Source organism: Sorangiineae bacterium MSr12523 (genome assembly GCA_037157775.1).
Taxonomy (GTDB): domain Bacteria; phylum Myxococcota_A; class Polyangia; order Polyangiales; family Polyangiaceae; genus Pendulispora; species Pendulispora brunnea.
The window spans coordinates 1,770,270-1,793,524 of the sequence record CP089982.1; the positions used below are offsets into that span (position 1 = coordinate 1,770,270).

Below are 23,255 nucleotides of genomic sequence, written 5' to 3' on the forward strand. Positions count from 1 at the left end.
ATAGAGCGCAACCACGTAGCCATGTCTCAACCCTGGAAACACCCCGATCGGTTCGTTTTGCGCCATGTCGGCCCCGATGCCGACGAGATCGCCGAGATGCTTCGCTCGCTCCGGCTTTCGTCGCTCGAAGAGCTCGTCGACGAGACGGTGCCCGCGAGCATTCGCCTCGCCCGCCCGCTCGATCTTCCGGCGCCTCTCGCCGAAAGCGAGTTGGCTGCGCAGGCGCACGAGCTCAGTCAGCGGAACGAGATTTTCCGCTCGTACCTGGGCATGGGTTATTCGGATTGCGTGACGCCCCGAGTCATCCAGCGCAACATCCTGGAGAACCCCGGCTGGTACACGCAGTACACGCCCTACCAAGCCGAAATTGCGCAGGGCCGCCTGGAGGCGCTGCTCAACTACCAGACGATGGTGAGCGACCTCACGGGTCTGCCCATCGCCAACGCGTCGCTGCTCGACGAGGCCACTGCGGCGGCCGAGTCGATGCACATGGCGCACGCGCTGCAGACCGGTGAGGAGAAGGACGTGTTCTTCGCCTCCGAGGCGTGTCATCCGCAGACGCTCGATGTGCTGCGCACGCGGGCTGAAGCCATCGGCATCAAGCTGGTCATCGGCGATCATGCGAAGGTCGACTTCGCGTCGCTCGGGGCCTTCGGCGCGCTGGTGCAGTACCCGGCGACCGACGGCGCCCTCTTCGACTACCGCGCCTTCGGCGAGAAGGTGCATGCGGCGGGCGGCTTGTTCGTCGTCGCGGCCGACATTCTCTCCCTGGCGCTTCTCACGCCGCCCGGTGAGTTCGGCGCGGACGTGGCGATCGGCAGCACGCAGCGCTTCGGCGTTCCGCTCGGATACGGCGGACCGCACGCCGCGTACTTGGCCACGAAGAACGAGTTCGTGCGCAAGCTGCCCGGCCGCATCATCGGCGTCGCGCAGGACTCGCGCGGCAAGCCGGCGCTGCGCATGGCGCTGCAGACGCGCGAGCAGCACATTCGCCGCGAGAAGGCGACGAGCAACATCTGCACCGCGCAGGCGCTCCTCGCGGTCATCGCCGGCATGTACGCGGTCTATCACGGCCCCCGCGGCATCCGCGGCATCGCCGAAATGGTGCACACGGCGGCGAACTCGCTTGCCGGCGGGCTGCGCGCCCTCGGCGTGCGCCTCGTGAACGATGCGTGGTTCGACACCCTGCACGTGCGCGGTTCCGAAGCCGACGTGAAGAAGTGGCTCGCCGCCGCGGAATCGCGCCGCATCAACCTGCGCCGCATCGACGCCGAGAACATCGGCATCAGCGTCGACGAGACGACCACGCCCGCGGACGTGGCCAGCCTGCTCGGCGTCTTTGGCGGCGACGGCAACGCTGCCTTGAAAGGGGCGGCCTTGGCCTCGCCCATCCCGGCCGCGCTGCAGCGAACCTCGCCGTACCTCACGCACGCGATCTTCAACAAGTACCACTCCGAGACGGAGATGCTGCGCTACATGCGCCTTCTCGAGAGCCGTGACCTGTCGCTCACGCACTCGATGATCCCGCTCGGCTCGTGCACGATGAAGTTGAACGCGACGGCGGAGATGATGCCCATCACGCTGCCCGGCTTCAATCGGCTGCACCCGTTCGTTCCGTTCACGCAGTCGCGCGGCTACCAGCAAATCTTCGACGAGCTGGAAAGCTTCCTCGCCGAGATGACCGGCTTCTCTGCGGTCAGCCTGCAGCCCAACGCCGGTGCGCAGGGCGAATACGCGGGCCTTCTCGCGATCCGCAAGTACCACGAGAGCCGCGGCGATGCGCACCGCACCGTGTGCATCATCCCGTCGTCCGCGCACGGCACGAACCCCGCGTCCGCCGTCATGGCAGGGCTCGAGGTCGTCGTGGTCAAGTGCGACGAGCAGGGCAACATCAACGTGGCCGATCTCGAGGAGAAGGCCCAGAAGCACCGCGACAAGCTCGCGGCGCTCATGGTCACCTATCCCTCGACCCACGGCGTCTTCGAGGAGCAGATCAAGAAGATCTGCTCCGTCATCCACGAGAACGGCGGCCAGGTCTACATGGATGGCGCCAACCTCAATGCGCAGCTTGGCCTTTGCCGCCCCGGCGACATCGGCGCCGACGTGTGCCACGTCAACCTGCACAAGACGTTCTGCATCCCGCACGGCGGCGGCGGTCCGGGCATGGGCCCCATCGCGGTGGCCGCGCACCTCGCGCCGTTCTTGCCGCACTACCCGACGACGGTCGCAAAGAACGAGCGCCTCTCCAACGAGTTCGGCGTGGGCCCCGTATCCGCGGCGCCCTGGGGCAGCGCGAGCATCCTGATCATCAGCTGGGCGTACATCAAGATGATGGGCGGCGAAGGCCTCACCCACGCGACCAAGGTCGCCATCTTGAATGCGAATTACATCGCCGAGCGCCTTGGCGCGCACTTCCCCATCGTGTACCGCGGCGCGCGCGGCCGCGTGGCACACGAGTGCATCCTCGACGTTCGCCCCTTCAAGAAGACGGCGGGCATCGAGGTCGACGATGTGGCCAAGCGCCTCATGGACTACGGTTTCCACGCGCCGACCATGTCGTTCCCCATCGCGGGCACCCTCATGGTCGAGCCGACGGAAAGCGAGTCCAAGGCCGAGTTGGATCGCTTCTGCGACGCGATGATCTCCATCCGCGAAGAGATCCGCCAGATCGAAGAGGGTCGCCTCTCGCGCGAGGACAACCCCCTGAAGAACGCCCCTCACACCGCCGACATGGTCATCGCCAACGAGTGGAAGCACGCCTACGGCCGCGAACTCGGTGCATTCCCCGCACCGTCGACCCGCGAGCGCAAGTTCTGGCCGCCCGTGGGCCGATTGAACAACGCCCTCGGCGATCGCAATCTGATCTGCACCTGCCCGCCCCTCGAAGACTACGAGTGACGGCACCCATTCGCGGCTAGAAGATTTTTCACAGGGAGGCGGGGAGACGGGGAGTTTTTGGGGGGGTATTCAGTGGCCAAAGAGGGCTCATTGAAAATCCAAAAAATCTCCCCGCCTCCCCGCCTCCCTGTTCAATCCCCATTCATCTAGCCGCATCGCTCCGCTATTTCTGCCCGAGGTAAATCGCGTACGGCGGGTGCTTGCGCTCGAGTTGCAGGCGGGAGGCTTCGGGCCCGCGAAACGTCGACGACAACGTTGGGGTCGCGACGCGAACGTTGCGAAAGCCCGCTTCCTCGAGAACCTCGCGCACCATGTTTTTCGGCCAGTAGAAGTCGTGCACGACCACCGGCGGCCCTCCCGGTGTGGATAGGCGAATCTCGAGCGGATCGCCCGGTGCGTACGTGCGTCCCGCTTCGCCGACGCGCGCGAAGTCGAACGGCACGCCCACCGAATCGGGATTGTGATCGACAATCGCGTACACGGCCCCAGGCCGCAACAGCCGGTGCACCTCGCGCACGATGCTGCGAATGCGCTCCGCGTCGGGGATGACCACGAATACGAAACACGTGAGGGCCGCATCCACGCTGCCCGCGCGAATGTCGAGCCGCTGGTCCTCGGCAATGAGCTGGTACGTAATCCGCGGATGCGCGCGCTTCTTCCCTGCAATGGCCAGCATGCCCGGCGAAACGTCGACGGCAATCACCGACACATCGTAGTCGCGCGCGATGAGCGCAGATACCTTGCCGGCCCCGCATCCATAATCGAGCACGACGTGGCAGTCGCGCCGTGCGAGACCCAATTCCTCGAACACGATGGGATACGCCAACACGCGCTCGCGTACAGGTTCGTATTCATCGTAGCGCTGGGCGATGTCCAGCAGTTTCCAATCCGTGGTCATGCTCCGTACCTCGCCCGGCAGAGTACTTTATTTATGATTGGGGCCAGGCGAGGACCTGCGAGCAAAGTTCGGTGTATCGGCTCAACGGTGACAAATCCCGATCGTGCAGGCCCAGTAATCTCATGTTCCGGAGCAGCGCCTCCATGGGCACGTTCCCCACCCGCTCGCCGATGCCCAGTGCGGTGGCATGCACACGATCGGCGCCACACTCCATTGCCCAAAGTGCATTGGCCAGGGCCAGACCCCGGTCATTGTGGCCGTGCCAATCGATTCCGATGTGCGAGGCGCCAAACCGGGCGAGCACTTCCTTGGTGAACCGAAGCAGCCTGCGCACCCCGGCCGCCGTGGCATGACCCACCGTGTCGGCCAAGCAAAGACGCTTTGCGCCATGGTCGATGGCCGACTGAAAAAGCGTGGTCAGCGCATGCGGGTGCGAGCGCGTCGTATCCTCGGTCACGTAAACCACGTCGAGCCCGGCCTTCACGGCCACGTCGATGGCCTCGGCGCTCTGCCGGGCAATGAGCGGCACGTCCCAGCCCTCCACGTATTGCCGAATGGGGCTCGAGCCGATGAACGCATACACCTCCACGGGCACCCCAGCGCGCTGCGACAGTTCCAGAATGGGCGTGATGTCCCCCACCAAGGTCCGTCCCGCGCACGCCAGGCGGATGTTCACCTTGGTGCGGGCCACCTCCTTGCAGAGGAGCAGGCAATCTTCGAACGCACGCGGGGAGACGCTCGGGATTCCAATGTTGGCGATGTCGATGCCGAGCTCGCTCATCGCCACGAGGAGCTTTAGCTTGTTCTCGAACCGCGGCTCGGTCACGGACGGGCTCTGCAGCCCATCCCGCAAGGTCTCGTCGAGCACGGAAATGCGGGTCGAGGCGAATCGTCCCGTTCCTTCCGCGCGATTCCAATCGAACTCCGAGCTCGCTATGTGTGTGCGTTCCTTACGTTGGTCATCCATTGCGTGTCGGGCGCCATCCTTTCACCGAGCCGCAGCCGCGTCGAGCGAATGCCGCAACGCGGCTTCGAGCCGCCCTTCCGGCACGCTCCCGGATTAATGATGGGTATTCCGTATTTACCAATTTCGCTTTTCGGTTGAGATATCGCGTCATGCGATCCAAGTCCTTTTGGAAAAATATGGAAAGTGTGGAACTCGCATTGAACGAGCTCGCCTAGTGAATTACATTCGAAGCTCTGGCAAAACGGGTCGAGGCCGCAGCCACATCGCCATGGTCGTTCGTGTTCGATCGGCCGAGCGCTCGGATGTAAATGCGGCCTGGCGTAGATTCTGTGCGGATCCTGCATCGTCCTTCGCAAAGACGAATTGCGGGAGATAACCAATTTAGAATGATCTGAAATTGAAATGCGACTTCGAGGTTGCGGTCACCGGGCCCACTGCACCGATGGCCGCGATTTCGTTTGCAGAAGGGGGACGGTATGACGCCCGAACAATTTCGCACGATCGGCTATCGCTTGGTTGATTGGATCGCCGAGTACCGCGCGAACCTGCCATCCCGGTGCGTGATGTCGAACGAAAGACCGGGGGCCATCCGGGAAAAGCTGGCATCGTTTCCACCGTACTCCGGCGATGAGTTCGACGCGGTGCTGGCCGACTTCGAAAGGGTCATCGTTCCCGGCATCACGCATTGGAATCACCCGAGTTTTTTCGCGAGTGCACCGAGCAGCACGAGTTTGGCCGCTGTTTTGGGCGAGCTTTTGGCGTCGGGCCTCGGCGTGTCGTGCACCACGTGGCATGCGAGTCCAGCGGGAACCGAGTTGGAGGAGCTGGTCATGGACTGGTTCCGGCAAATGCTGGGGCTTTCCGATGCCTTTCACGGGGTCATCCACGATTCGTCATCGACGGCGGCCTTGGTGGCCGCGTTGTGTGCTCGTGAGCGTGCCACCGACGACCAGCGGCTTGGTGCCGGGCTGCACGCCTCGTCGCCCCTCACCGCGTACACGTCCGACCAGGCGCACGGCTGCGTGGAGAAAGCTCTTTTGCTCGCAGGCATCGGGCGCCAGCACATTCGATTCATCGAAACGGACGAGCGCTATGCCATGCGCGCCGACCTTCTGCGCACCCGCATCGAGGACGACATTCGCGCCGGCATGCTTCCTTGTGTCGTCGTTGCGACGATCGGCACGCACGACACCGCCGGGGTCGATCCCCTCGTTCCCATTGGTCGGGTCGCATCGCGTTATGGCGTGTGGCTTCACATCGATGCTGCGACGGCCGGCGCGGCCATGGTTGCGCCGGAGTGCCGCCCGCATTGGACGGGCATCGAGTCGGCCGACTCCCTCGCCGTCGACCTGCATCGCTGGCTCGGCGCCGGAATGGATTGCACCGCGTACTACGTGCGCGATACCGACCGGCTCCAACGCGTCATGTCCACGAGCCACCACGGCACGATGGACGACGAGACCACGAGCTACCGGCACTGGGGCATTCCGAGCGACCGCCGGTTTCGTGCTTTGAAATGCTGGTTCTTGCTTCGCGAGCAAGGAACCAATGGCCTCATCGAACGCGTGCGGCGCGACATTCAGCACGCCAAATGGCTCGAGGCCCAAGTGCGCAAAGCCGACGGCTGGGAGGTCGCCGCCCCCGTCCTCTTTCAGACGGTTTGCGTGCGCCACATTCCCCACGGACTGAGCTCGGCCGAGATCACCTCGGCGGAGATCGACCAGCACAACCTGCGCTGGGTCGAGCGGGTGAACGAAAGCGGAAAAGCCTATTTGACCTCCACCCTCATCGACGGCCGCCGCGTGGCCCGCATCTCCATCGGCGCCGAGGCGACGGAGCTTTCCCACATTCGAGACTTGTGGGCCCTCATGCAGCAATGCGCCGGTGCGCGCTGAACGAGCGCGCACCGGGCTATTCGCATTCCCAACTATGCGCTCTTCGTGTGCTCCTCGTACGCGGCGGCGTCGAGCAGCCCGTCCAGAGACTTGGGGTCCGACACGGCAATGCGCACGAGCCATGCCTTGTAGGGATCCTCATTAATGAGCTCGCCCTTTTGAGCGACCTCCTCGTTCACCTTGGTGATCTTGCCCTTCACCGGTGCGAAGAGATCGCTCACACTCTTCACGCTTTCGATGGACCCGAACGCTTTGCCTTCTTCGACCTCGGCTCCTACTTTGGCGTCGATGTTCACGAGGGTGATGTCGCCGAGTTGATCGACGGCAAACTTCGTGATTCCCACCACGATTTCACCGCCCTCGATCTTCGCCCACTCGTGGTCTTTGGTGTACTTGAGGCCCTCGGGAATGGTCACATCGCTCATTTGGATACAGCCCCTTTGTTCGCTTTGTAAAACGGTGTTTTGACGACGGTCGCTTCGATGTTCCGCCCCCGGCAATCGACCAGGAACTGGGTTCCGATGGTCGTTAGGTTGGCAGGCAGATAGCCGAGACCGATGTTCTTGCCAACGGTCGGCCCAGGGCTTCCGCTCGTGCAGACGCCCACCTCGTTACCTTCGAGATCGCGGAGCGGGTAACCGTGCCGGGCTACGCCGCGTCCGGTCACCTCGAAACCGACCAGTTTTCGCGGGAGCGGCGCGGCCTTCACCTTTTCTAGCGCCTCACGCCCCACGAAGTCGCCCTTGCCGAGCTTGACCACCCAACCGAGCCCCGCCTCGAGCGGATTCGTCGTCTCGTCGATGTCGTTGCCATAAAGCGAAAGCCGCGCCTCGAGCCGGAGCGTATCGCGCGCGCCCAGGCCCACGGGCTTGAGGCCGAGCGGACCGCCCAGCTCCACGAGGTGCCGCCACAGCGCGGGGGCATCGTTCCACGCGCAGAAGATCTCGACGCCGTCCTCGCCGGTGTATCCGGTGCGCGCCACGGTGCAGGCCACGTTGGCCACCACAGCATCGCGGAAGTGAAAGCTCTTCAGCTCGGACAGCTTGGCCGCATCGCTGCCTGCGAGGGCCAGCACCTCGAAGGCCTTCGGGCCTTGCAGTGCAATGAGCGCCGTGGAGTCGCTGCGGTCCTCGAACTCGCAGTGGTCTTCGGCGGCCTTGCGGAAGACTTCGACCATCTTGTCGCGGTTCGAGGCGTTGCACACCGTCAGATAGCGCTCGTCGCCAGCGCGGTAGACGATGAGGTCATCCAGAATGGTCCCGCTGGCGTTGCAACATGCGGTGTAGAGCGCCTGCCCGACCGCGAGTTGGCTCACGTCGTTGGTGACCAGGTAGTTGACCACCTGCCCGGCGTGCGGGCCGCGCATCTCGAGCTCACCCATGTGCGAAACGTCGAACAAACCGCACGCGTTGCGAACGGCTTGATGCTCGTCGACGATTCCGCTGTACTGGATGGGCATCGTCCAGCCGGCGAAGGGGACCATGCGGCCGCCGTGCTTGACGTGTTCCTCGTAGAGGGAGGTGCGCCGATCTTCGGTGGCGCTGGGTTTGGGGGAATCGGGGGGCGAAACGGGAGAAGCGGGAGGATTCATCGCGCGAGCAGGGTACACCCCTTTCTCGCGGCAAGCGCTCGGCTTATGCTTCTCCCATGGCGACCCCGTGGGATCGCGCTGCGCGCGGCTATGTCGAAGAGTGGGTACCGCGATTTACGCCGTATCACCTCGATTTGATTCAAGAGGCGAAAGTGGAACCGGGGCACCGCGTGCTGATTGCATGCTGCGGCCCAGGCTCGGAGGTTCTTGCGGCGGCCCGCGCCGTAGGTGAGACCGGTAGGGTCCGTGCCACCGACAAAAGTGCCGAAATGGTGAAGATCTGCTGCGAGCAGGCGGACGCGGCGGGTTTGGAGAACATTTACTGCGAGGAGGCCGACGCGAAGGATGCGAGCGGCGGCCCGTTCGATCTGGTGGTCTGCGCCTTCGGGCTCTGGCAACTCGACGACCGGGTAGGGGCGCTCACGGCCTGGGGTCGTTCGCTCTCCAGCTCCGGCAAGGTCGCGGTGATGACCTGGGGCCCCACGGAGGAGGACGATCCCTTCGAGCGGGTGAGCCTCTGCCTGCAGCACCTCGAGCCGGACTTCGTTCCGCCGGCCCCGCGCATCCTCGCCCAGCGCGACTCCATGGCGCAGATGTTCGAGGAGGCGCAGCTCACGATGGTGCGCCACACGGTCTACCGCCACACGCTCGCGTTCAAGCGCGCGGAGGACTTCTTCAACGCCCTTCGCGAGACGTATCCGTGGAACGAGATCTGGGATCAGTTGGGCGACGCACGCATGTCGCGTGTGGCTGCACGATTCTACGGTCTCGTAGGCGGGCCGGATGCGCCGCTGTCGTGGGACCCTGCGGCCACCTTGGCCATTGCAGGTCTTCCGGGCTCGGAGATCGAGGTAGCCTCGCGCCGCTCGAGCGTGCACGTACCGATCAGCAAAGGCTCCACGCCCACGCTGAAGTGAATGTGCGGGGCGCGCCATTCGAGGCATGGCGCGCCAACTGAAATAAAGAATTAGCACGCGTCGATTTTCTGATCCCGACGCTCCGACGCCCGCATTCACGAGGCGAAGGAGACGTTATGCGCAAGACCTATCGACTCGTGCTTCTCGCCGGCATGCTCGCACTCGCCGCGTGCGCCGGCGCGACGGACAAAGACGGCGAAAACGGCGATGACGACAACAAAGGCCAGCTCGGAAAGGAGTCGAACGACAACGACGACTACGATGGCGGATCGGCTCCCGACGCGAGCACGGGCTGCGGTGAAGACGGTGGCGTGGGTGAGGCGGACGGTGGTGTCATTTGGGACGGCGGGTATCCGCCTCCGGATGCCAGCGCAGACGCCGGGCATCCCATCGACGCCGGCCCTCGTCCTGACGGAGGTCCACGTCCTGATGGCGGGCCACGTCCCGATGCCGGGCCACGTCCCGATGCCGGTACCGATGCGGGGCCGGGGCCATATCCCGATGCCAGTGTCGACGCGGGACCGGCGGTCGATTCAGGTACGGGTGGCGGTTGCGACGGAGGCTCGCCGCCGGAAGAGGATGGAGGATTCCCGGGCCAAGATGCGGGCATACCGGACGAAGATGGCGGGTCTCCCGAACCCGTGGACGCGGGGTATCCCCAATGATAGACGCGGGGCCTCCGTGAGGGACGATCTCCACCGAGAATGAGGAAGGCAGCTGTACTTTTCGCCTTCATTGCGTACGGCGCCGCCGGGTGCCTCGGCGGAGTTACGACCTTGGGAGGCCTCGATGAGCCAGTCGATTCCGGTGCTCCAGACGCGCGGGCCGATGGACCGGCCAGCGACGGCTCGGCGCTCGATGGTGACGTCGACGACGGCAGCGTCGATGGTGGGCCCTTCGATGCATCGTTCGATGCGCCGTTCGATCGGGATGCGCTCGTAGAGCCCGACGCCGATACCGATGGCGGGCCTTCCGACGCCGCCACGGACGGCGGGCCTTCCGACGCGGGCCCTCCCGATGCAGCCTTCGATACGGGCCCTCCCGATGCGGGCGCCCTCGACGCGGGCAGCAGCTCCGATGGGGCTTCGTTCGACTCGCTGGACTCGCTCAATGAAAGCGACATCGATGTCGCGTGGTGACGCGTGTCGCGGCTCCGCGATCGTGCTCGCGGCAGCAGCCGTGCTGCTGCACGCGCGCGGTGCATCGGCCGCCCCGCGCGATCTCTCCGTGCAACTCGATCCCGCGATCACCACGTGCCCCGATGCCGCCGGCATCCGGCAGCGGCTCCTCTCCGTGGTTCCCGACGCCGGTGAATCCACCGACGTGGCCGTGGCCTTCGTACGCCGCGCCCGCGGCTACGAAGCCACCATCCGCCTTTCCGGCGCAACCGTCGGCACGCGCGTTATCAAGCACGACAAGACGTCGTGCGACGCCATGATCAACGCCGTCGGCGTCGCGCTCTCCTTGATGCTCGATCCACTCGAGCGGAAGAAAGAAGAACCACCGCCGCCACCTCCACCTTCGTCCAAGCAGGAACCACCTCCCAAAGACAGCCCACCGCCGCCGCCCGAATCACCTCCAACCGTCGCACTCGACGTGGGCGCAGGCATCACGCGCGGCCTTCTTGGAGACGTCGCGCCGGTGTTCGGCGTGACGGCGCGGTGGCTCCAACCTTCACCGTGGTCTTTCGGCCTCGGTGCCTTTCATCAACCGCTCTTTCGCAAGATTGCGTCCGTCGGACAGACGAACGCGGGCAACGTCGGTCTCGCCGTCACGGGGGTGCTCACGGAAGGTTGCTTCACGGGACTCGGCAGTCATGCGTCGATGGCTTTGGATGTGTGTGCGAATCTTCGAATGTCCCTCGTGTGGGGTTCGGCCTCCGGGTACCCACGTGAAGGGCACGAGCTGCGTCCGCTCGTGACATTGGGTCCCGGTCTCTTATGGAGTCAGCGCTTTGCTTTGGGCGACGGCCGCTTTGGCGTGGGCTTGTGGGCCCGAGCCTCGGCCGACGTCCCTGTCGTTCGGGCAAGCTACGACGTCGAGGGGGCCGGGATCGTCTACAATGGTGCGAGTACCTTTTTCGCGCTCTCGCTGGGCGCATCGTTCTCACTGCCATGAAGCAGCAATTCCGCGCCGTCTACGACGAGCATTTCGCGTTCGTGTGGCGCTCGCTGCGGCGGCTGGGCGTGCTCGAGAACGATGTCGCGGATGCGGTTCAGGAGGTTTTCATGGTGGTGCATCGACGCCTGGACGATTTCGAAGGCCACGCCAAGCTTACGACGTGGCTCTTCGCAATCTGCATGCGCGTCGCCCAGCGCCGCCGCAACGTCGTGTGGGACAAGCGCCACGTTCTCTCGGACGACGGGCCGCTGAAGGAGACCGCCGACGTGCGTGAGGATGCGTCCACGATCTTGGAACGCCGGCAACGCCTCGCCCTGCTCGAATCGATCCTCGACGAGCTTCCGATGGATCAGCGCGCCGTTTTCACCCTGTTCGAGCTCGACGGCATGAGCGGCGAAGAGATCGCCTCCTTGCTCGACATTCCCGTTGGGACCGTCCACTCGCGCCTGCGCATCGCGCGCGAGCGATTCCGACAATCGCTCGATCGCCGGGTGGCGCGGGAGCGCTTTGCCATGGGAGGGGGACGCGGCGCATGAAACCGCGCGATCCGCGTCGTTGGCTGGACCAGTCCGGCCCCGAGACGGAGATGGAGCGCGCGCTCCTCGACGTCGGCCGCGAGATGGAGCCGCCTCCGCAGGCAAAGGACGCCGTTTGGGCCGCCATCGTCGGGGCGGGTGTCGCCGGCGGTGCGATCGGTGCCACGGCCGCGACCACCGCCACGGCCGCCGCAGGCACGGGGACCGCGACAGGTGCGAGCGCGGGTGCGGGTGCAGGCACGGCCGCCGCAACGAGCGCGACAGGCGCGACAGGCGCGGCCGCGGTGGGAACCGGGGCTGCCATTGCCGGAGGCGCCGCCACGACGACGAAGGTGGCCACGGCGACATTCGGCGCGGGCACGCTTCTCAAGGTGACCACGGCCATCGGCGTGTTGGGCGTGACGGCATCCATCGCCACGAGCCCGAGTGAACCCTCGCGCGTTCCCCCTCGCGATGTGGCAAGTGCATCCGCATCGTCGTCCGTCCTCGTGACGCCTTCCGGGGCGCGACCTGCTCCATCGTCGCGGCCCATCGAGTTTGCCCCGCAGCCTTCGTTTCGATCCCAGGAACCCGCGATCGCGCCGCCGAGCGAGCCCCGCGCGCCATCTCTTCCCGCTCCGGCTCCCGGTCCCGAAAAGCGCCCAGCGCTGATTAATCCGCCACCCGTTGTCACCTCTTCGAATGACATGGTTGCCTTACCGCCGGCCGTCTCGACGTTGCCCGAGGAGGCGCGCGTTCCCTCGGGCGCGGGATCCGTGAGGGAAGCGGTGGAGTCCGAGCCCGACGTGCTCGATCAATTGGCCGACGAAGCGGCCCTCGTGAGCGCAGCTCGGCGCGAACTCCGCCAGGGACGCGCGCGCAGTGCACGCACGCTGCTCGAGCGCGGAGCGGCCACGTTCGCGGGCGGTACATTGGAAGAAGAGCGCCAGGTGCTCTACGTCGAGTCGCTCGTCAAAACGGGAAGCTTGGCTCGGGCGAAGCTCGAAGCGGCGAACTTCCTACGTGCACACCCGACCAGCCCCCATGCTGACAGGCTTCGTGCATTGATCGGAGCAGGAGCACCAGGAGAGGCAGCGGGACCAGCAGGAGAGGCGGAGCGGCGGTAGCCAGAGCCCGAGTCCCGCGCTATGGTACGGCACTTTCGCGGCCCCAGCGCCGCTTCCAAGGCGAGCTCAGCTCGTTGCATCGGAGAAAGAGGAGCCTTTTACCGCATGGCACGCTACCAGTTCACTTCCGAATCCGTCACCGAAGGCCATCCCGACAAAGTCTGCGATGCCATCTCCGACACCATTCTCGACGCTCTTCTGGCCGAGGACCCCAGCTCCCGCGTAGCGTGCGAAGCGCTCGCCAAGACCGGGATGGTCATCGTCGCGGGTGAAGTCACCACGCGCGCGTGGGTCGACATCCCCACGCTGGTGCGCAAGACGGTGCTCGACATCGGCTACAACGACTCGTCGCTCGGCTTCGACGGCAACACGTGCGCGGTCCTCACCGCCCTCGAGAAGCAGAGCCCCGACATTTCCCAGGGCGTCACCGAAGGCGAAGGCCTCCACAAGGAGCAGGGCGCCGGCGACCAGGGTCTCATGTTCGGTTACGCGACCGACGAGACGCCGAACCTCATGCCCGCCCCCATCGACTACGCGCACCAGCTCGCGCTGCAGCTCGCGACCGTCCGCAAGCAGAAGAAGGTCGACTTCCTCCGCCCCGACGGCAAGACGCAGGTCACCCTCGAGTACGAGAACGACGTGCCGGTTCGTGTCGATGCCATCGTCGTCAGCACGCAGCACAGCGAGACGGTGAAGTACAAGGCGCTGCGCGAAGCCATCATCGAGCTCGTGATCAACAAGGTGATCCCGAAGAAGCTCATCGACCGCAACACGAAGTTCCACGTCAATCCGACGGGCCGCTTCGTCATCGGCGGACCGCAGGGCGATTGCGGTCTCACGGGCCGCAAGATCATCGTCGACACCTACGGCGGCATGGGCCGTCACGGTGGCGGCGCCTTCTCGGGCAAGGACCCGTCGAAGGTCGATCGCTCGGCGTGCTACTACGCGCGCTACGTCGCCAAGAACGTCGTCGCCTCCGGCGTCGCACGTCGTTGCGAGGTGCAGGTTGCCTACGCCATCGGCGTGGCGAAGCCCGTCGGCGTCCACGTGAACACCTTCGGCACGGGCAAGGTCGACGAGGAGAAGCTCGCCAAGTACATCCTCGAGAACTTCGACATGCGCCCGAAGGCGCTCATCGAAGAGCTCGACCTCCTCAAGCCGGTCTACAAGAAGACGGCCGCCTACGGTCACTTCGGCCGCAAGGGCTTCAGCTGGGAAGAGACGAACCGCGCGGAGCAAATCGCGTCGGATCTCCTCGGCACCACGCCGAAGGCCAAGGGCAAGGTCGTCGAGAAGCGCGCCAACGGCAGCGCGAACGGCCACGCCAACGGCAACGGCGTCAAGGCCGCCCCCAAGAAGGGTGGCAAGGGCGGCGCCCGCGGCGGCAAGAAGGGCAAGAAGGACGTCAGCGCTCAGGCCTGACGTTTCGCCCTTCGCAAGAACAACAAAGCCGCGGTGGCGAGTGCGATGACTGCCGCGGCGCTTGCGACGAACCAGCGAAGCCGGCGCGCCCTCGATTGGGCTTCCTCGTCGAGGCGCGCCAAATCCGCTTTGGCGTGCGCATTCTCCGGATCGAGCTCGATCGCGCGCGTGAGCGCCGCCCGGTCGACGAGGCCTCGTCCCGCGAGTTGGTGCGCCTCGAGCCACGTGATGGCGCTGGAGATGCGATCCCGCTCGCTCCCGCCAGGCGCGAGCCGCTCGGCCTTGCGGTAGTAGTCGAGTGCCCGCGCAGGATCGCTCGACTCGAGAGCCTGTGCATATTGCACGTAAATGGGGACGGCTTCCCCGCGCCGCTCGAAGGACGGCGCCCGCGCGAAGACCTGATCGAGCTGCGATACGGCCGCCTCGGGTTCGGCCTTGGCCTTGGCCAACGCTTCGTCGAACAGCGTGTACAGATCGCGCAGCCTCACGTGGTCCATCAGCCGAAAGAGCTCGCGCTCGAGCTCCGCAGTGCTCCACGTTTCGGGCGGGGGCGCGCTCTTCAAGTTGGTGTACGTCTCGCGCAGCTTGGGAAGTGCCGCGTCGCCGTACTCCGCGATGGCCTCGCGCGAGGCCTCACGGATCGGCGTGCGATCCGAATTGGCGAACGCGAACACCGCGCCCAAGGCATCGAGATCGCGCGTCTTTCCGTAGGCGCGGAGCACCTCGGCCAGCAGCGCGCCGTCTTTCGTGGTGACGGCCTCGCCCGGGACCTTCTTGTTCATCGCCTCGAGCACCGCGATGGCCCACTTGCGGACCTCCAGGGGATTCGACCGGCCCTTCGCCTCGATCAGCGCGGGCACGGCGACCTCGCCCATCTCCTGCAAGCGCCGCCCGGCTTCCTCCCGCGCCGACGGATCCCCGCTCACGGCGGCTGCCACGATCTTGCGCGCCCCCTCCGTGGTCTCCTGGCTTAGCGCGCTGCCCGAGACGGCGGAGCTCGCGAGGAGCGAAACGAGAAAGGCCGCGAGGCTGACGGCTCTTATTGCTCGATGCGGAAGTCGAAAAACTCGCCGGTGTAGCTCTTCCAGCGCACATCCACACTGTCGACGCGTGCGGCCGACGGACCATGCTGGGCCCAACCGATGATCTCCTTGATGGCGTCTTCCTCACCCTCGGCACGGATCTCAACCGCGCCATCGTTGCGGTTTTTCACCCAACCCGTGATGCCGAGGCGACGGGCCTCGCGTTGTGCCGAAGCTCGAAAAAAAACTCCCGTGACTCGCCCTTTGACGACGAGATGAACTCCCTTGTTGGCCATGGTTTCTCGAGGGCCGATTATCAACGCTTGTTCGCCTGGCGCCAATCCCACTTCTGCCTTACGGACCGTTAACTATGGTCGGCGGAGTAGCGGTCGGTCGAGTGACCAGTTTGCTTCGAGGTCGAGGCCTCTTCGGCGGTCGACCCGCTGCCGTGACCTTGCGCCTCGAAAGCGGACCCCTGCGCCTCGACGGGGTTCCGCTTTCCGAATACGCGTACGTCCCATCGCCCCGCACCACGGCGATCGTCGCGAAACAGGCTAGACAAGCGCGAAAAATAGGCACGGTGGAGCACCTCTTGGCGGCGTTTGGTGGCCTCGGGGTTCACCAAGGTGTGGCCATCGAGCTCGAGGGCGACGAGCTTCCCATCCTGGATGGCGCCGCAGCCCAATGGTGTGCCGCCCTCGCTGAGCTCGGCGCAGCTCGCTCGGCGCCGCCCTGCCGCATCGCCCGCGCTGGCGAGGTCCGTGTAGGCACAAGCATCTACGCCTTCGCGCCAGGCCCCGCGCCGGAAGTCGCCGTCACCCTGGACTACCCGCAGGCTCATCTCGAGCTGCGCGCCGAGTGGCGCGGCGATCCCGACGAGTTTGCCCGCCGCATCGCGCCCGCGCGCACCTTTGCTCTCGCGGGCGAAATCGCCGCCCTCGCCGACAGTGGCATGATGGCGCACGTCGACCCGGAGAGCGTCGTCGTCGTGGACGAACACTCCGTGCACTCTGCAGGCATCCCCGCTGCACCCGACGAACCGGCTCGCCACAAGCTGCTCGATCTGGTCGGCGACCTCGTACTCCATGGTGGCCCGCACGAGGGCCGCATCGAAGCCTTTCGTCCCGGGCACGCGGCCACGCACGAGGCCATGGCCCGCGCACGCGCCATGGGCATCGTCGTCGATCGATAGTATCTACCGCACGGTGCCTCGGAGACTCGCGCCGCTCCTGCTCGTCCTCGCCGCATCGCTGCCCCGTGCGGCGTGGGCCGACAATGCGAGTCGTCTGAGCCGTTTGCCCTCCGCGCCGCGGCCGCCGACCCTTCCCGAGTTGGCCCACCCCGACCGCGAAGCGACCGTGGAGCTGACCTCGGGGGCCTACTACCCGCGCGATACCGGTGTGCTGCGCGGCCACGTGCCCATTCACGTGCTGCGTCTCGCCATGGAGATCCCGCTTCACGAGCGCGCCTACTTCATCGGCGGCACCTACGAGGCGGCCATGGGCTCGCCGGCCAGCCCTCGCGCGCCGTTCGTGCTCGGCGGCAACACGGAGATCTACGGTCGCGCCGTTTGGTCCACCACCACGGGCCTCGCCTTCGGTGCGGGGCTCGGCCTCGTGCTGCCGACGGCGAACTTCAACGTCAATTCCATCGATGCCTTTTCCCTCGCCTCGGCCGCGATTGCACTTCGGCCCTGGGACCATGTCTTCTTCCAAAGCGGCACCTTCGCGCTTCGCCCCTTCGTCGACGTGCACGACACCGTGGGGCCGTTCATCATTCAATTCCGCGAAGGCCTCGATTGGACCTTCGACGTGCGCGAGAACACCGGCCAGCGCGCCTTCTCGCTCGCGACGCTTTACGTGGCCATCCGCCCCGTGAGTTGGGTCGCCCTCGGCCTCGAGGCCTACCAGCTCTACATCATCGACGCCCCCGTGGCCGACGAGCGCCGCGCCTTCTTCGCCGTCTCGCCCACGGTTCGTTTGATGCTCAAGTACGTGCAGCCCTCCATCGGCATGATCCGCAGCGTGGGCGCACCGTTCTATCCCGGCACCGACAGCACCACCGCCATGCGCGCTGGGCTGACGCTTCTTTGGTGAACGCAGGGCGGCCTTCTTCTACGCTGCTCGCCCATGCGCGCCATCGTCATTCCTCGTTTCGGCGGTCCCGAGGTGCTCGAGCTCCGCCAGGTTCCGACGCCCGAGCCTTCCCGCGGCGAAGTCCGTGTTCGCATCCGCGCGACGGCGCTCAATCGCCAGGATCTCCTTCAGATCGCAAGGCCCTATCCCGTGCCGGCTGATGCGCCGCAGGATGTCCCCGGCATCGAATTCGCCGGCGAGGTCGATGCCGTCGGTCACGGCGTGACCGAGCTCGTCGCCGGCGATCGCGTCTTCGGTTTGGCCGGTGGCGGCGCCTTCGCGGAGTCCATCGTCGTCCACGCGCGCACGCTCGCCAAGATGCCCGACGGCCTCTCGTTCACGGATGCCGCCGCGATTCCCGAAGCGTTCATCACCGCGTACGACGCCATGGTTTCCCAGGCGCACCTTGCCGCCGGCGAGGTCGTCCTCGTCCACGCGGTGGGAAGCGGCGTTGGCACCGCCGCGGTCCAGATTGCACGCGCCATCGGCGCATCGTCCATCGGCACCGCGCGCACCGAGGACAAGCTTCCACGCGCGCAGGCACTCGGCATGACCCACGGCCTCTTGGTTCCCGATGGGAAATTCGCCGACGAAGTTCTGTCCCTCACCGGCGGACGCGGCGCCGACGTCATCCTCGATCTGGTGGGCGGCAGCTACATCACGGAGGACATCTCCTGCGCCGCGCCGCGCGGCCGAATCGCGATCGTCGGCCTCATGGGCGGCGTCTCGGCCGAGGTGCCCATCAACGTCGTGCTCTACCGCCGGATCACCATCTTCGGCACCGCCATGCGCTCGCGCCCCCTCGAGGAGAAAATCGCCGCCGCGCAAACCTTCGCCCGCCAAGTAGTCCCCCTCATCGCGCAGGGCAAGCTCACCGCCATCGTCGACCGCATCTTCCCCCTCGAATCCGCCGCCGACGCCCTCCGCCACATGGCCAAAAACCAATCCTTCGGCAAGGTCGTCTTGGAGATTTAGGATTCACAGGGAGGCGGGGAGACGGGGAGATTTTTTGGATTTCAATGGACCAAAGGTGCCAACTGAAAACCACAAAACCTCCCCGCCTCCCCGCCTCCCTGTGAAATCTTCTGGCTGCTCAGTGGTTCTTGGCGTGGGTGAGGCAGAGGTTGCGGGGTTTGCCGCCGCACTTTTCGCAGGAGCACACGCGGATGTCGGCATCGTCTTCCTCGCGGGCGCCGCAGATGGCGCAGCTTCGGCCGCCGGTGGGGGCGGCGGAGGCCTCGGCTTGGAAGGCGTTGCGGCGCGCGGCTTGGCGGACCTGGACGCCGCGTTGGCGGGTGAGGCCTAGCAGGTGACCGCCGAAGAAGATGAAGTAATTGGCCACCGCCGCGATGATCGCTGCGCGCCCTGCCCAGTGCATCTGCTGCACGAAGGCCAGCACCACGTAGCCGCCCGTGAGGACGCCTATCCATTTCATGCGCAGCGGCAGAATGAAGAAGAGCAAAATCTCGTAATCGGGAACGAGCGTCGCCACCGCGAAAATCAATGAGTAATTGAGATACTCATTGCCCATTCCGTAGCCGGTCAGGTACGCGGCCACGGTCGTGCCGATCATGCCGCAGAGGTAATACACGTTCAGCTTGAACGCGCCCCACTCCGACTCGAGCGTCGAGCCGATGAACCAGAGCCAGTACAGCGTGAAGAGGATGAAGAAGTCCGACCCGCGCGGGATGAACAGGTACGTGACGAGTCGCCATACCTCACCCCGCGACACCGCATCGAGATCGAGCGTCAGCCTGGCGAGGTAGCTTTGCTGAAATCTGCTCAGCACGTACACGATCGCCATACCGCCGATGATGAAGCCGGTAAGGTTGGGTACGGCAAATTTACCAAGTCGTCGTTCGAGGCGAGCCAGAAGCCATTCCATGCCTGGAACAACTTAGAGCATGCACCCCCCGAGGGAAACGCCTGGGCTCGAAATCACGCCGATCTAGTTATTCGGGGAGCCGCATTGGACCCACTCGTTGATCTTCGCGAGCTCGTCGGCGGTGATGCCCCCGCCCGGTGGCATTTGGCCGCACTTGTTGTCGAGGTTGCAACCGATCGACGATTCCGCGGGCGTCTTCGTGCACGGATTGATGTAGGGCTTACCGCCCCGCGATGCGCTGATCTTGTAGTTCGTGAGCTGCTGCCACGCCGTTCCTGCGTTGTCCGCACTGATCTCGGGCGGGGTGCTGTTCTTGGAGTGGCAGCCTCCCTTGCCGCAAGCCAACGTTCCGCTCCCCGCGATGGTCTTCGCGAAGATCTCGGACCACTTGGCGGTGCAATCGCCCGCGTCGATGGGACCTTGCCCGCCGCATATCTGACCCGGATCCGGCGGCCCACCGCCGCCGCCAGCACCGTTGCCGGGTTCGGGGTTGGGGAAAGGACGAGGGCCGAGGGCCTCCGCAGGTCCGAACGTCGTGCGCTCTTGCTCGGGGAGACAAGCGGTCACGCTCGCGAGCGCGCTCGCGACCAAAGTCGCGAACAGCGTCGCGACGCGAACCCACATTTGGCGTCGCATGATCTCCTTATTACGGACGCCGCTGGCGCGTGCAACTGAATCTAGCACCCGATTTTTCGGCCGGATCGTATGCGATCCATGGTGGGCACTGGAGTGCCCAATGCCATGTCCGCCAATGCGGATTTCGCGATAAGTGAGGCTCCGTAGCCGCTGGCGCGCGACATGCTTTTATGGAGCTCGATGTCCCGCCACGAAAGATTTCACCGTGTTCTCAAGACTGTCCTTTGCGCGATGGCGCTCGTCGCCATTGCAGGTTGCGCGAAGGTCATGCCCTACGAGCGCGGGACGCTCGCCCATCCGACCATGACGACAGAAGATGTTGGGAGCCCGATCGATGCCCACGTGCGTGACGTTAGCGAAGGCGCAAAAGGTGGTCTCGGCGGCGGCGGGGGCGGTTGCGGTTGCAACTGACGCGACATTCGATTGTTGCCTCGGACCTGGCATCGAACCCCTCACCCTTTCGGTACCGTAAGCCCGTGTTTCCGCGAGTCCGATTCGTCCTCGCGCTGGCCCTATGCCTCGTCGTAGGCCCAGCGTACGCGGCTCCTGATGATGCCGCGACCGAGTCCTTCGTGCAGGACGTTCTCACGAACGAGTATTCCTCCACGAAGTACGCCGACGCGAAGAAAAAGCTGCTCTTGCAGCTGGAGAAGTGTCGCCGCCCGGGTCGTTGCAGCGCCGGGGTGAAGGCGCAAATCTACGTCGCATTGGGAATGGTTGCTTCCCAGATCGGTATGGCCGACGAAGCGAAGAATCATTTCGTCAATGCCTTCTCCGAAGATACCAACGCGAAGTTGCCTGATCGCGGTGGTACCCCGACGATGAAGACGCAGTTCAGCGATGCGAAGGCGAAGAACGCGGGGCCCACGCAGGTGGCACCGCAGGATCCCCCGAGCGACAGCGGCGGTGGAAACGATGCTCCGGCCCCGACACCCGCCGTCGTTCCGGGTGGGAAAATTCCGGGTTGGGACAACAACGAGGCCTTTCAATACGCGAGCGCCGGCCTCAAGGCCGACCAAGCCGGAAAGCAAGACGAGTGCATCGAGAACGACAAAAAGTCGCTCGAGTTGGAAGACAAAGCGCGCACACGCTTGCACTTGGCGGCGTGTGAGAGCAAATCCGGAAAACTGCTCGACGCGCTCAAAGATGCGCAAAAAGCGCTGAAAACGGGCATCGAGCAGAAGGATGCGGGTGTCATGCGTGCGGCCCGCCAGCGCATCCAGGACCTCATTCCGAAGATTCCGCACGTCACCTTCGAGCCCCCGAGCGGCGTGACGGACCTGGAGGTGCGCTTCGACGATCGCGAGGTGAAGGGCGACCTCACGAAGAAATTCTCCGTCGATCCGGGCACGCACCAGGTTCGCGCCGAGGGCAAAAGCAACGGCAACTCCCTGGTGTTCGAGCGAGAGGTCACCATTTCGGAAGGGGAAACGGCCAAGATCGAGCTCAAATTGACCCCGAAGGCCCCCGAGTTCCTCACGCAGGGCCAGCTCGCGTGCATGACGTCGGCGAAGAACCAGGAGGAGGTGCTCAAGTGCCTCCCGTCCAACGCGAAGAACCTCGTCGCCAAAATCGGTTTCGACCTCGCCGCCTACACCGACAGCATCAACGTGCACACCCTCACGCCGGGCATCACCGCGGCGGTGATTTCGCCCACGGCGGGCTGGAACGTGGGTGGAAGCTTCGTCGTGGACTTCGTGACCGCCGCCTCACCGGACATCGTGTCGACGGCTTCGGGGCACTTCGTGGAGCGTCGCTACGGTGGTGGTCTCAGCGGAGGATACAAGCCAGGCAAATACGGTGTGCAGGGCAATGGCGGAGTTTCGAGTTCGCCGGATTATCTGAGCATCAGCGGTGGAGTCGCCCTCACGGCGGACTTGAACGACAAGCTGATCACGCCGCGCATTGCATATTCCCATTCCGACGAGACCGTCGGCCGGAACGACTCGCCATTTTCCAATGTGCCGCTTTATCACCTGGGCGAGAAACGAAAGCTGTTCGTCAATACGTTCGAGGTTGGATCCACCTTCGTTCTATCGCCCACCTCGGTGCTCGTGCTCGGGGCGACGCTGGACACCGAACGCGGTGATGGCTCGAAGATCTACCGCTACGTTCCCATGTTCTCTCCAAGCGTGGCCGGTAAAGTCACGCCCGGCATTCCCGCGGAAATCGTGAATGCCAATCGCCTCGCCTACCGCCCGCAGGAGCAGCTCCCCGTCGAGCGCGATCGCTACGCTGGAGCGCTGCGCTTCGTGCACAGGTTCACCACCGCCACACTGCGGCTCGAGGAACGCCTCTATTACGATACATGGTCCATCAAGGCCACGACGACGGACTTCCGCTACATGCAGGACATCGGCAAGCACCTGCGCGTATGGCCTCACTTACACTTCCACGCGCAGACGGGGGCGAGTTTTTGGCGCCTGGCCTATGCCGCCGTGACCAAAGACGACGGGTCCATCGTGATTCCCACGTACCGCACCGGCAATCGCGAGCTCTCTCCCTTCATGTCCGCGACCGTCGGCTTCGGGACGCGCCTCGCACTGGGCGACACGGAAGCTCCGACGCAATATGCGATTACGGTGACGGGCGATTACATGTACTCGTATTATTTCAATGCGCTCTACATCGTTTCGAGGCAGGCGCTCTATGGGTCGGTTGGCTTCGAGGTGGAATTCCAATGAGCGCAACCCATTTCACCACGAAGTACATTGCGCTGTTGGGTATCCTGGCCAGCGCCGCGGTCTTGGGGTCGTGCACGGACCCGGTGATCGACGACGCCATCGAAAAGCTGGGCGACGAACCGGCCAGCCCGGGCGAGGGGCCGGAGCATCGCCCGGGGCAGCCATGTGTGCTCTGCCATCGTGATGGTGGGCCGGCGAGCTCGCACTTCGCCGTGGCGGGTACGGTTTTCGACAGTGCGGAGCCGGGCTCGAAAGGGGTCGAAGGGGTCGAGGTGCTCTTGGTGGACTCGAATGGGAATTATCCCCGCTCGGGAGGCAAGAAGAAACCGGTCATCACCAACAAGGCGGGCAACTTCTACGTGCCAGCGGATGACTGGCCGGACTTGGCGTTTCCCTTTCACGTCAAGCTCGTGAAAGGGACGACCGAACGGCGCATGCTGAGCCACGTGGGACGTGAGCCCTCCTGCTCGGGATGCCATCGCGATGCGAACAAGAACGTAACCAACGACAAATTCGGAGCCCTGGGCCGTGTCTTCTTCTGA

Annotated in this window: 22 protein-coding genes; 14 read left to right on the plus strand and 8 right to left on the minus strand. The window is 64.9% G+C overall.

What is annotated here, in order from left to right:
- The first annotated feature begins 21 nt into the window (after positions 1 to 21).
- Complete coding sequence (gene gcvP, locus LZC95_06995; protein WXA96583.1) at positions 22 to 2,898, plus strand: aminomethyl-transferring glycine dehydrogenase; 2,877 nt, start codon at positions 22 to 24, stop codon at positions 2,896 to 2,898.
- Positions 2,899 to 3,061: 163 nt separating this feature from the next.
- Here gcvP and LZC95_07000 read toward each other — a convergent pair whose 3' ends face one another.
- Together LZC95_07000 and LZC95_07005 are read right to left on the minus strand one after the other, a co-directional pair.
- On the minus strand, positions 3,062 to 3,796 hold the full coding sequence (locus tag LZC95_07000; GenBank protein ID WXA96584.1) for a methyltransferase domain-containing protein: 735 nt from the start codon (positions 3,794 to 3,796) through the stop codon (positions 3,062 to 3,064).
- Positions 3,797 to 3,827: 31 nt separating this feature from the next.
- Positions 3,828 to 4,763, minus strand: a complete 936-nt coding sequence (locus LZC95_07005) for a 2-isopropylmalate synthase (GenBank protein ID WXA96585.1) — start codon at positions 4,761 to 4,763, stop codon at positions 3,828 to 3,830.
- Between the two features lie 476 nt (positions 4,764 to 5,239).
- Between LZC95_07005 and LZC95_07010 the strand changes: the two genes are divergently transcribed.
- A complete protein-coding gene (locus LZC95_07010; GenBank protein WXA96586.1) occupies positions 5,240 to 6,658 on the plus strand; it encodes a pyridoxal-dependent decarboxylase in 1,419 nt (472 codons plus the stop codon).
- 32 nt (positions 6,659 to 6,690) lie between these two features.
- Here the strand turns inward: LZC95_07010 and gcvH are convergent, their stop codons facing one another.
- Both gcvH and gcvT read right to left on the minus strand, forming a co-directional pair.
- Positions 6,691 to 7,083 (minus strand): glycine cleavage system protein GcvH, encoded by a 393-nt coding sequence (gcvH, locus tag LZC95_07015; protein WXA96587.1) that lies wholly within the window; start codon positions 7,081 to 7,083, stop codon positions 6,691 to 6,693.
- On the minus strand, positions 7,080 to 8,141 hold the full coding sequence (gene gcvT, locus LZC95_07020; protein WXB00306.1) for a glycine cleavage system aminomethyltransferase GcvT: 1,062 nt from the start codon (positions 8,139 to 8,141) through the stop codon (positions 7,080 to 7,082). Before gcvT ends, gcvH begins: the two co-directional genes overlap by 4 nt.
- A 164-nt stretch (positions 8,142 to 8,305) precedes the next feature.
- Here gcvT and LZC95_07025 point away from each other — a divergent pair, with 164 nt between their 5' ends.
- The 7 genes from LZC95_07025 (at position 8,306) to metK (ending at position 14,351) form a co-directional block, all read left to right on the plus strand.
- Positions 8,306 to 9,166 (plus strand): methyltransferase domain-containing protein, encoded by an 861-nt coding sequence (locus LZC95_07025; protein WXA96588.1) that lies wholly within the window; start codon positions 8,306 to 8,308, stop codon positions 9,164 to 9,166.
- A 116-nt stretch (positions 9,167 to 9,282) separates the two neighbouring features.
- Entirely contained in the window at positions 9,283 to 9,831 is a 549-nt protein-coding gene (locus LZC95_07030; protein ID WXA96589.1) for a hypothetical protein, read from the plus strand.
- A gap of 39 nt (positions 9,832 to 9,870) precedes the next feature.
- A complete protein-coding gene (locus tag LZC95_07035; GenBank protein ID WXA96590.1) occupies positions 9,871 to 10,305 on the plus strand; it encodes a hypothetical protein in 435 nt (144 codons plus the stop codon).
- Positions 10,277 to 11,284 (plus strand): hypothetical protein, encoded by a 1,008-nt coding sequence (locus LZC95_07040; protein ID WXA96591.1) that lies wholly within the window; start codon positions 10,277 to 10,279, stop codon positions 11,282 to 11,284. Before LZC95_07035 ends, LZC95_07040 begins: the two co-directional genes overlap by 29 nt.
- Entirely contained in the window at positions 11,281 to 11,823 is a 543-nt protein-coding gene (locus LZC95_07045) for an RNA polymerase sigma factor (protein ID WXA96592.1), read from the plus strand. The genes LZC95_07040 and LZC95_07045 overlap by 4 nt, the downstream gene beginning before the upstream one ends.
- The gene (locus LZC95_07050) at positions 11,820 to 12,929 is read left to right on the plus strand and encodes a hypothetical protein (protein ID WXA96593.1); all 1,110 of its coding nucleotides are present in this window, start codon (positions 11,820 to 11,822) and stop codon (positions 12,927 to 12,929) included. Before LZC95_07045 ends, LZC95_07050 begins: the two co-directional genes overlap by 4 nt.
- 105 nt (positions 12,930 to 13,034) lie before the next feature.
- Entirely contained in the window at positions 13,035 to 14,351 is a 1,317-nt protein-coding gene (gene metK / locus LZC95_07055) for a methionine adenosyltransferase (protein WXA96594.1), read from the plus strand.
- Here the strand turns inward: metK and LZC95_07060 are convergent.
- Together LZC95_07060 and LZC95_07065 are read right to left on the minus strand one after the other, a co-directional pair.
- Entirely contained in the window at positions 14,342 to 15,289 is a 948-nt protein-coding gene (locus LZC95_07060) for a hypothetical protein (protein ID WXA96595.1), read from the minus strand. The genes metK and LZC95_07060 overlap by 10 nt on opposite strands.
- 101 nt (positions 15,290 to 15,390) lie before the next feature.
- On the minus strand, positions 15,391 to 15,669 hold the full coding sequence (locus LZC95_07065; GenBank protein ID WXB00307.1) for an acylphosphatase: 279 nt from the start codon (positions 15,667 to 15,669) through the stop codon (positions 15,391 to 15,393).
- 101 nt (positions 15,670 to 15,770) lie between these two features.
- Here LZC95_07065 and LZC95_07070 point away from each other — a divergent pair, with 101 nt between their 5' ends.
- From LZC95_07070 to LZC95_07080, 3 genes are read left to right on the plus strand one after another with little or no spacing between them, the layout of a single operon-like run.
- Positions 15,771 to 16,565 (plus strand): UDP-3-O-acyl-N-acetylglucosamine deacetylase, encoded by a 795-nt coding sequence (locus LZC95_07070; GenBank protein WXA96596.1) that lies wholly within the window; start codon positions 15,771 to 15,773, stop codon positions 16,563 to 16,565.
- A 13-nt stretch (positions 16,566 to 16,578) separates the two neighbouring features.
- Positions 16,579 to 17,469, plus strand: coding sequence for a hypothetical protein (locus LZC95_07075; protein WXA96597.1), 891 nt, complete (start codon positions 16,579 to 16,581; stop codon positions 17,467 to 17,469).
- Positions 17,470 to 17,502: 33 nt separating this feature from the next.
- Entirely contained in the window at positions 17,503 to 18,483 is a 981-nt protein-coding gene (locus tag LZC95_07080; GenBank protein ID WXA96598.1) for an NAD(P)H-quinone oxidoreductase, read from the plus strand.
- Positions 18,484 to 18,601: 118 nt separating this feature from the next.
- Here the strand turns inward: LZC95_07080 and LZC95_07085 are convergent, their stop codons facing one another.
- Positions 18,602 to 19,393 (minus strand): rhomboid family intramembrane serine protease, encoded by a 792-nt coding sequence (locus tag LZC95_07085; protein WXA96599.1) that lies wholly within the window; start codon positions 19,391 to 19,393, stop codon positions 18,602 to 18,604.
- Between the two features lie 63 nt (positions 19,394 to 19,456).
- Complete coding sequence (locus tag LZC95_07090; GenBank protein WXA96600.1) at positions 19,457 to 20,029, minus strand: hypothetical protein; 573 nt, start codon at positions 20,027 to 20,029, stop codon at positions 19,457 to 19,459.
- A gap of 476 nt (positions 20,030 to 20,505) precedes the next feature.
- Between LZC95_07090 and LZC95_07095 the strand changes: the two genes are divergently transcribed.
- A complete protein-coding gene (locus tag LZC95_07095) occupies positions 20,506 to 22,713 on the plus strand; it encodes a DUF3570 domain-containing protein (protein WXA96601.1) in 2,208 nt (735 codons plus the stop codon).
- The gene (locus LZC95_07100) at positions 22,710 to 23,255 is read left to right on the plus strand and encodes a hypothetical protein (protein WXA96602.1); all 546 of its coding nucleotides are present in this window, start codon (positions 22,710 to 22,712) and stop codon (positions 23,253 to 23,255) included. Before LZC95_07095 ends, LZC95_07100 begins: the two co-directional genes overlap by 4 nt.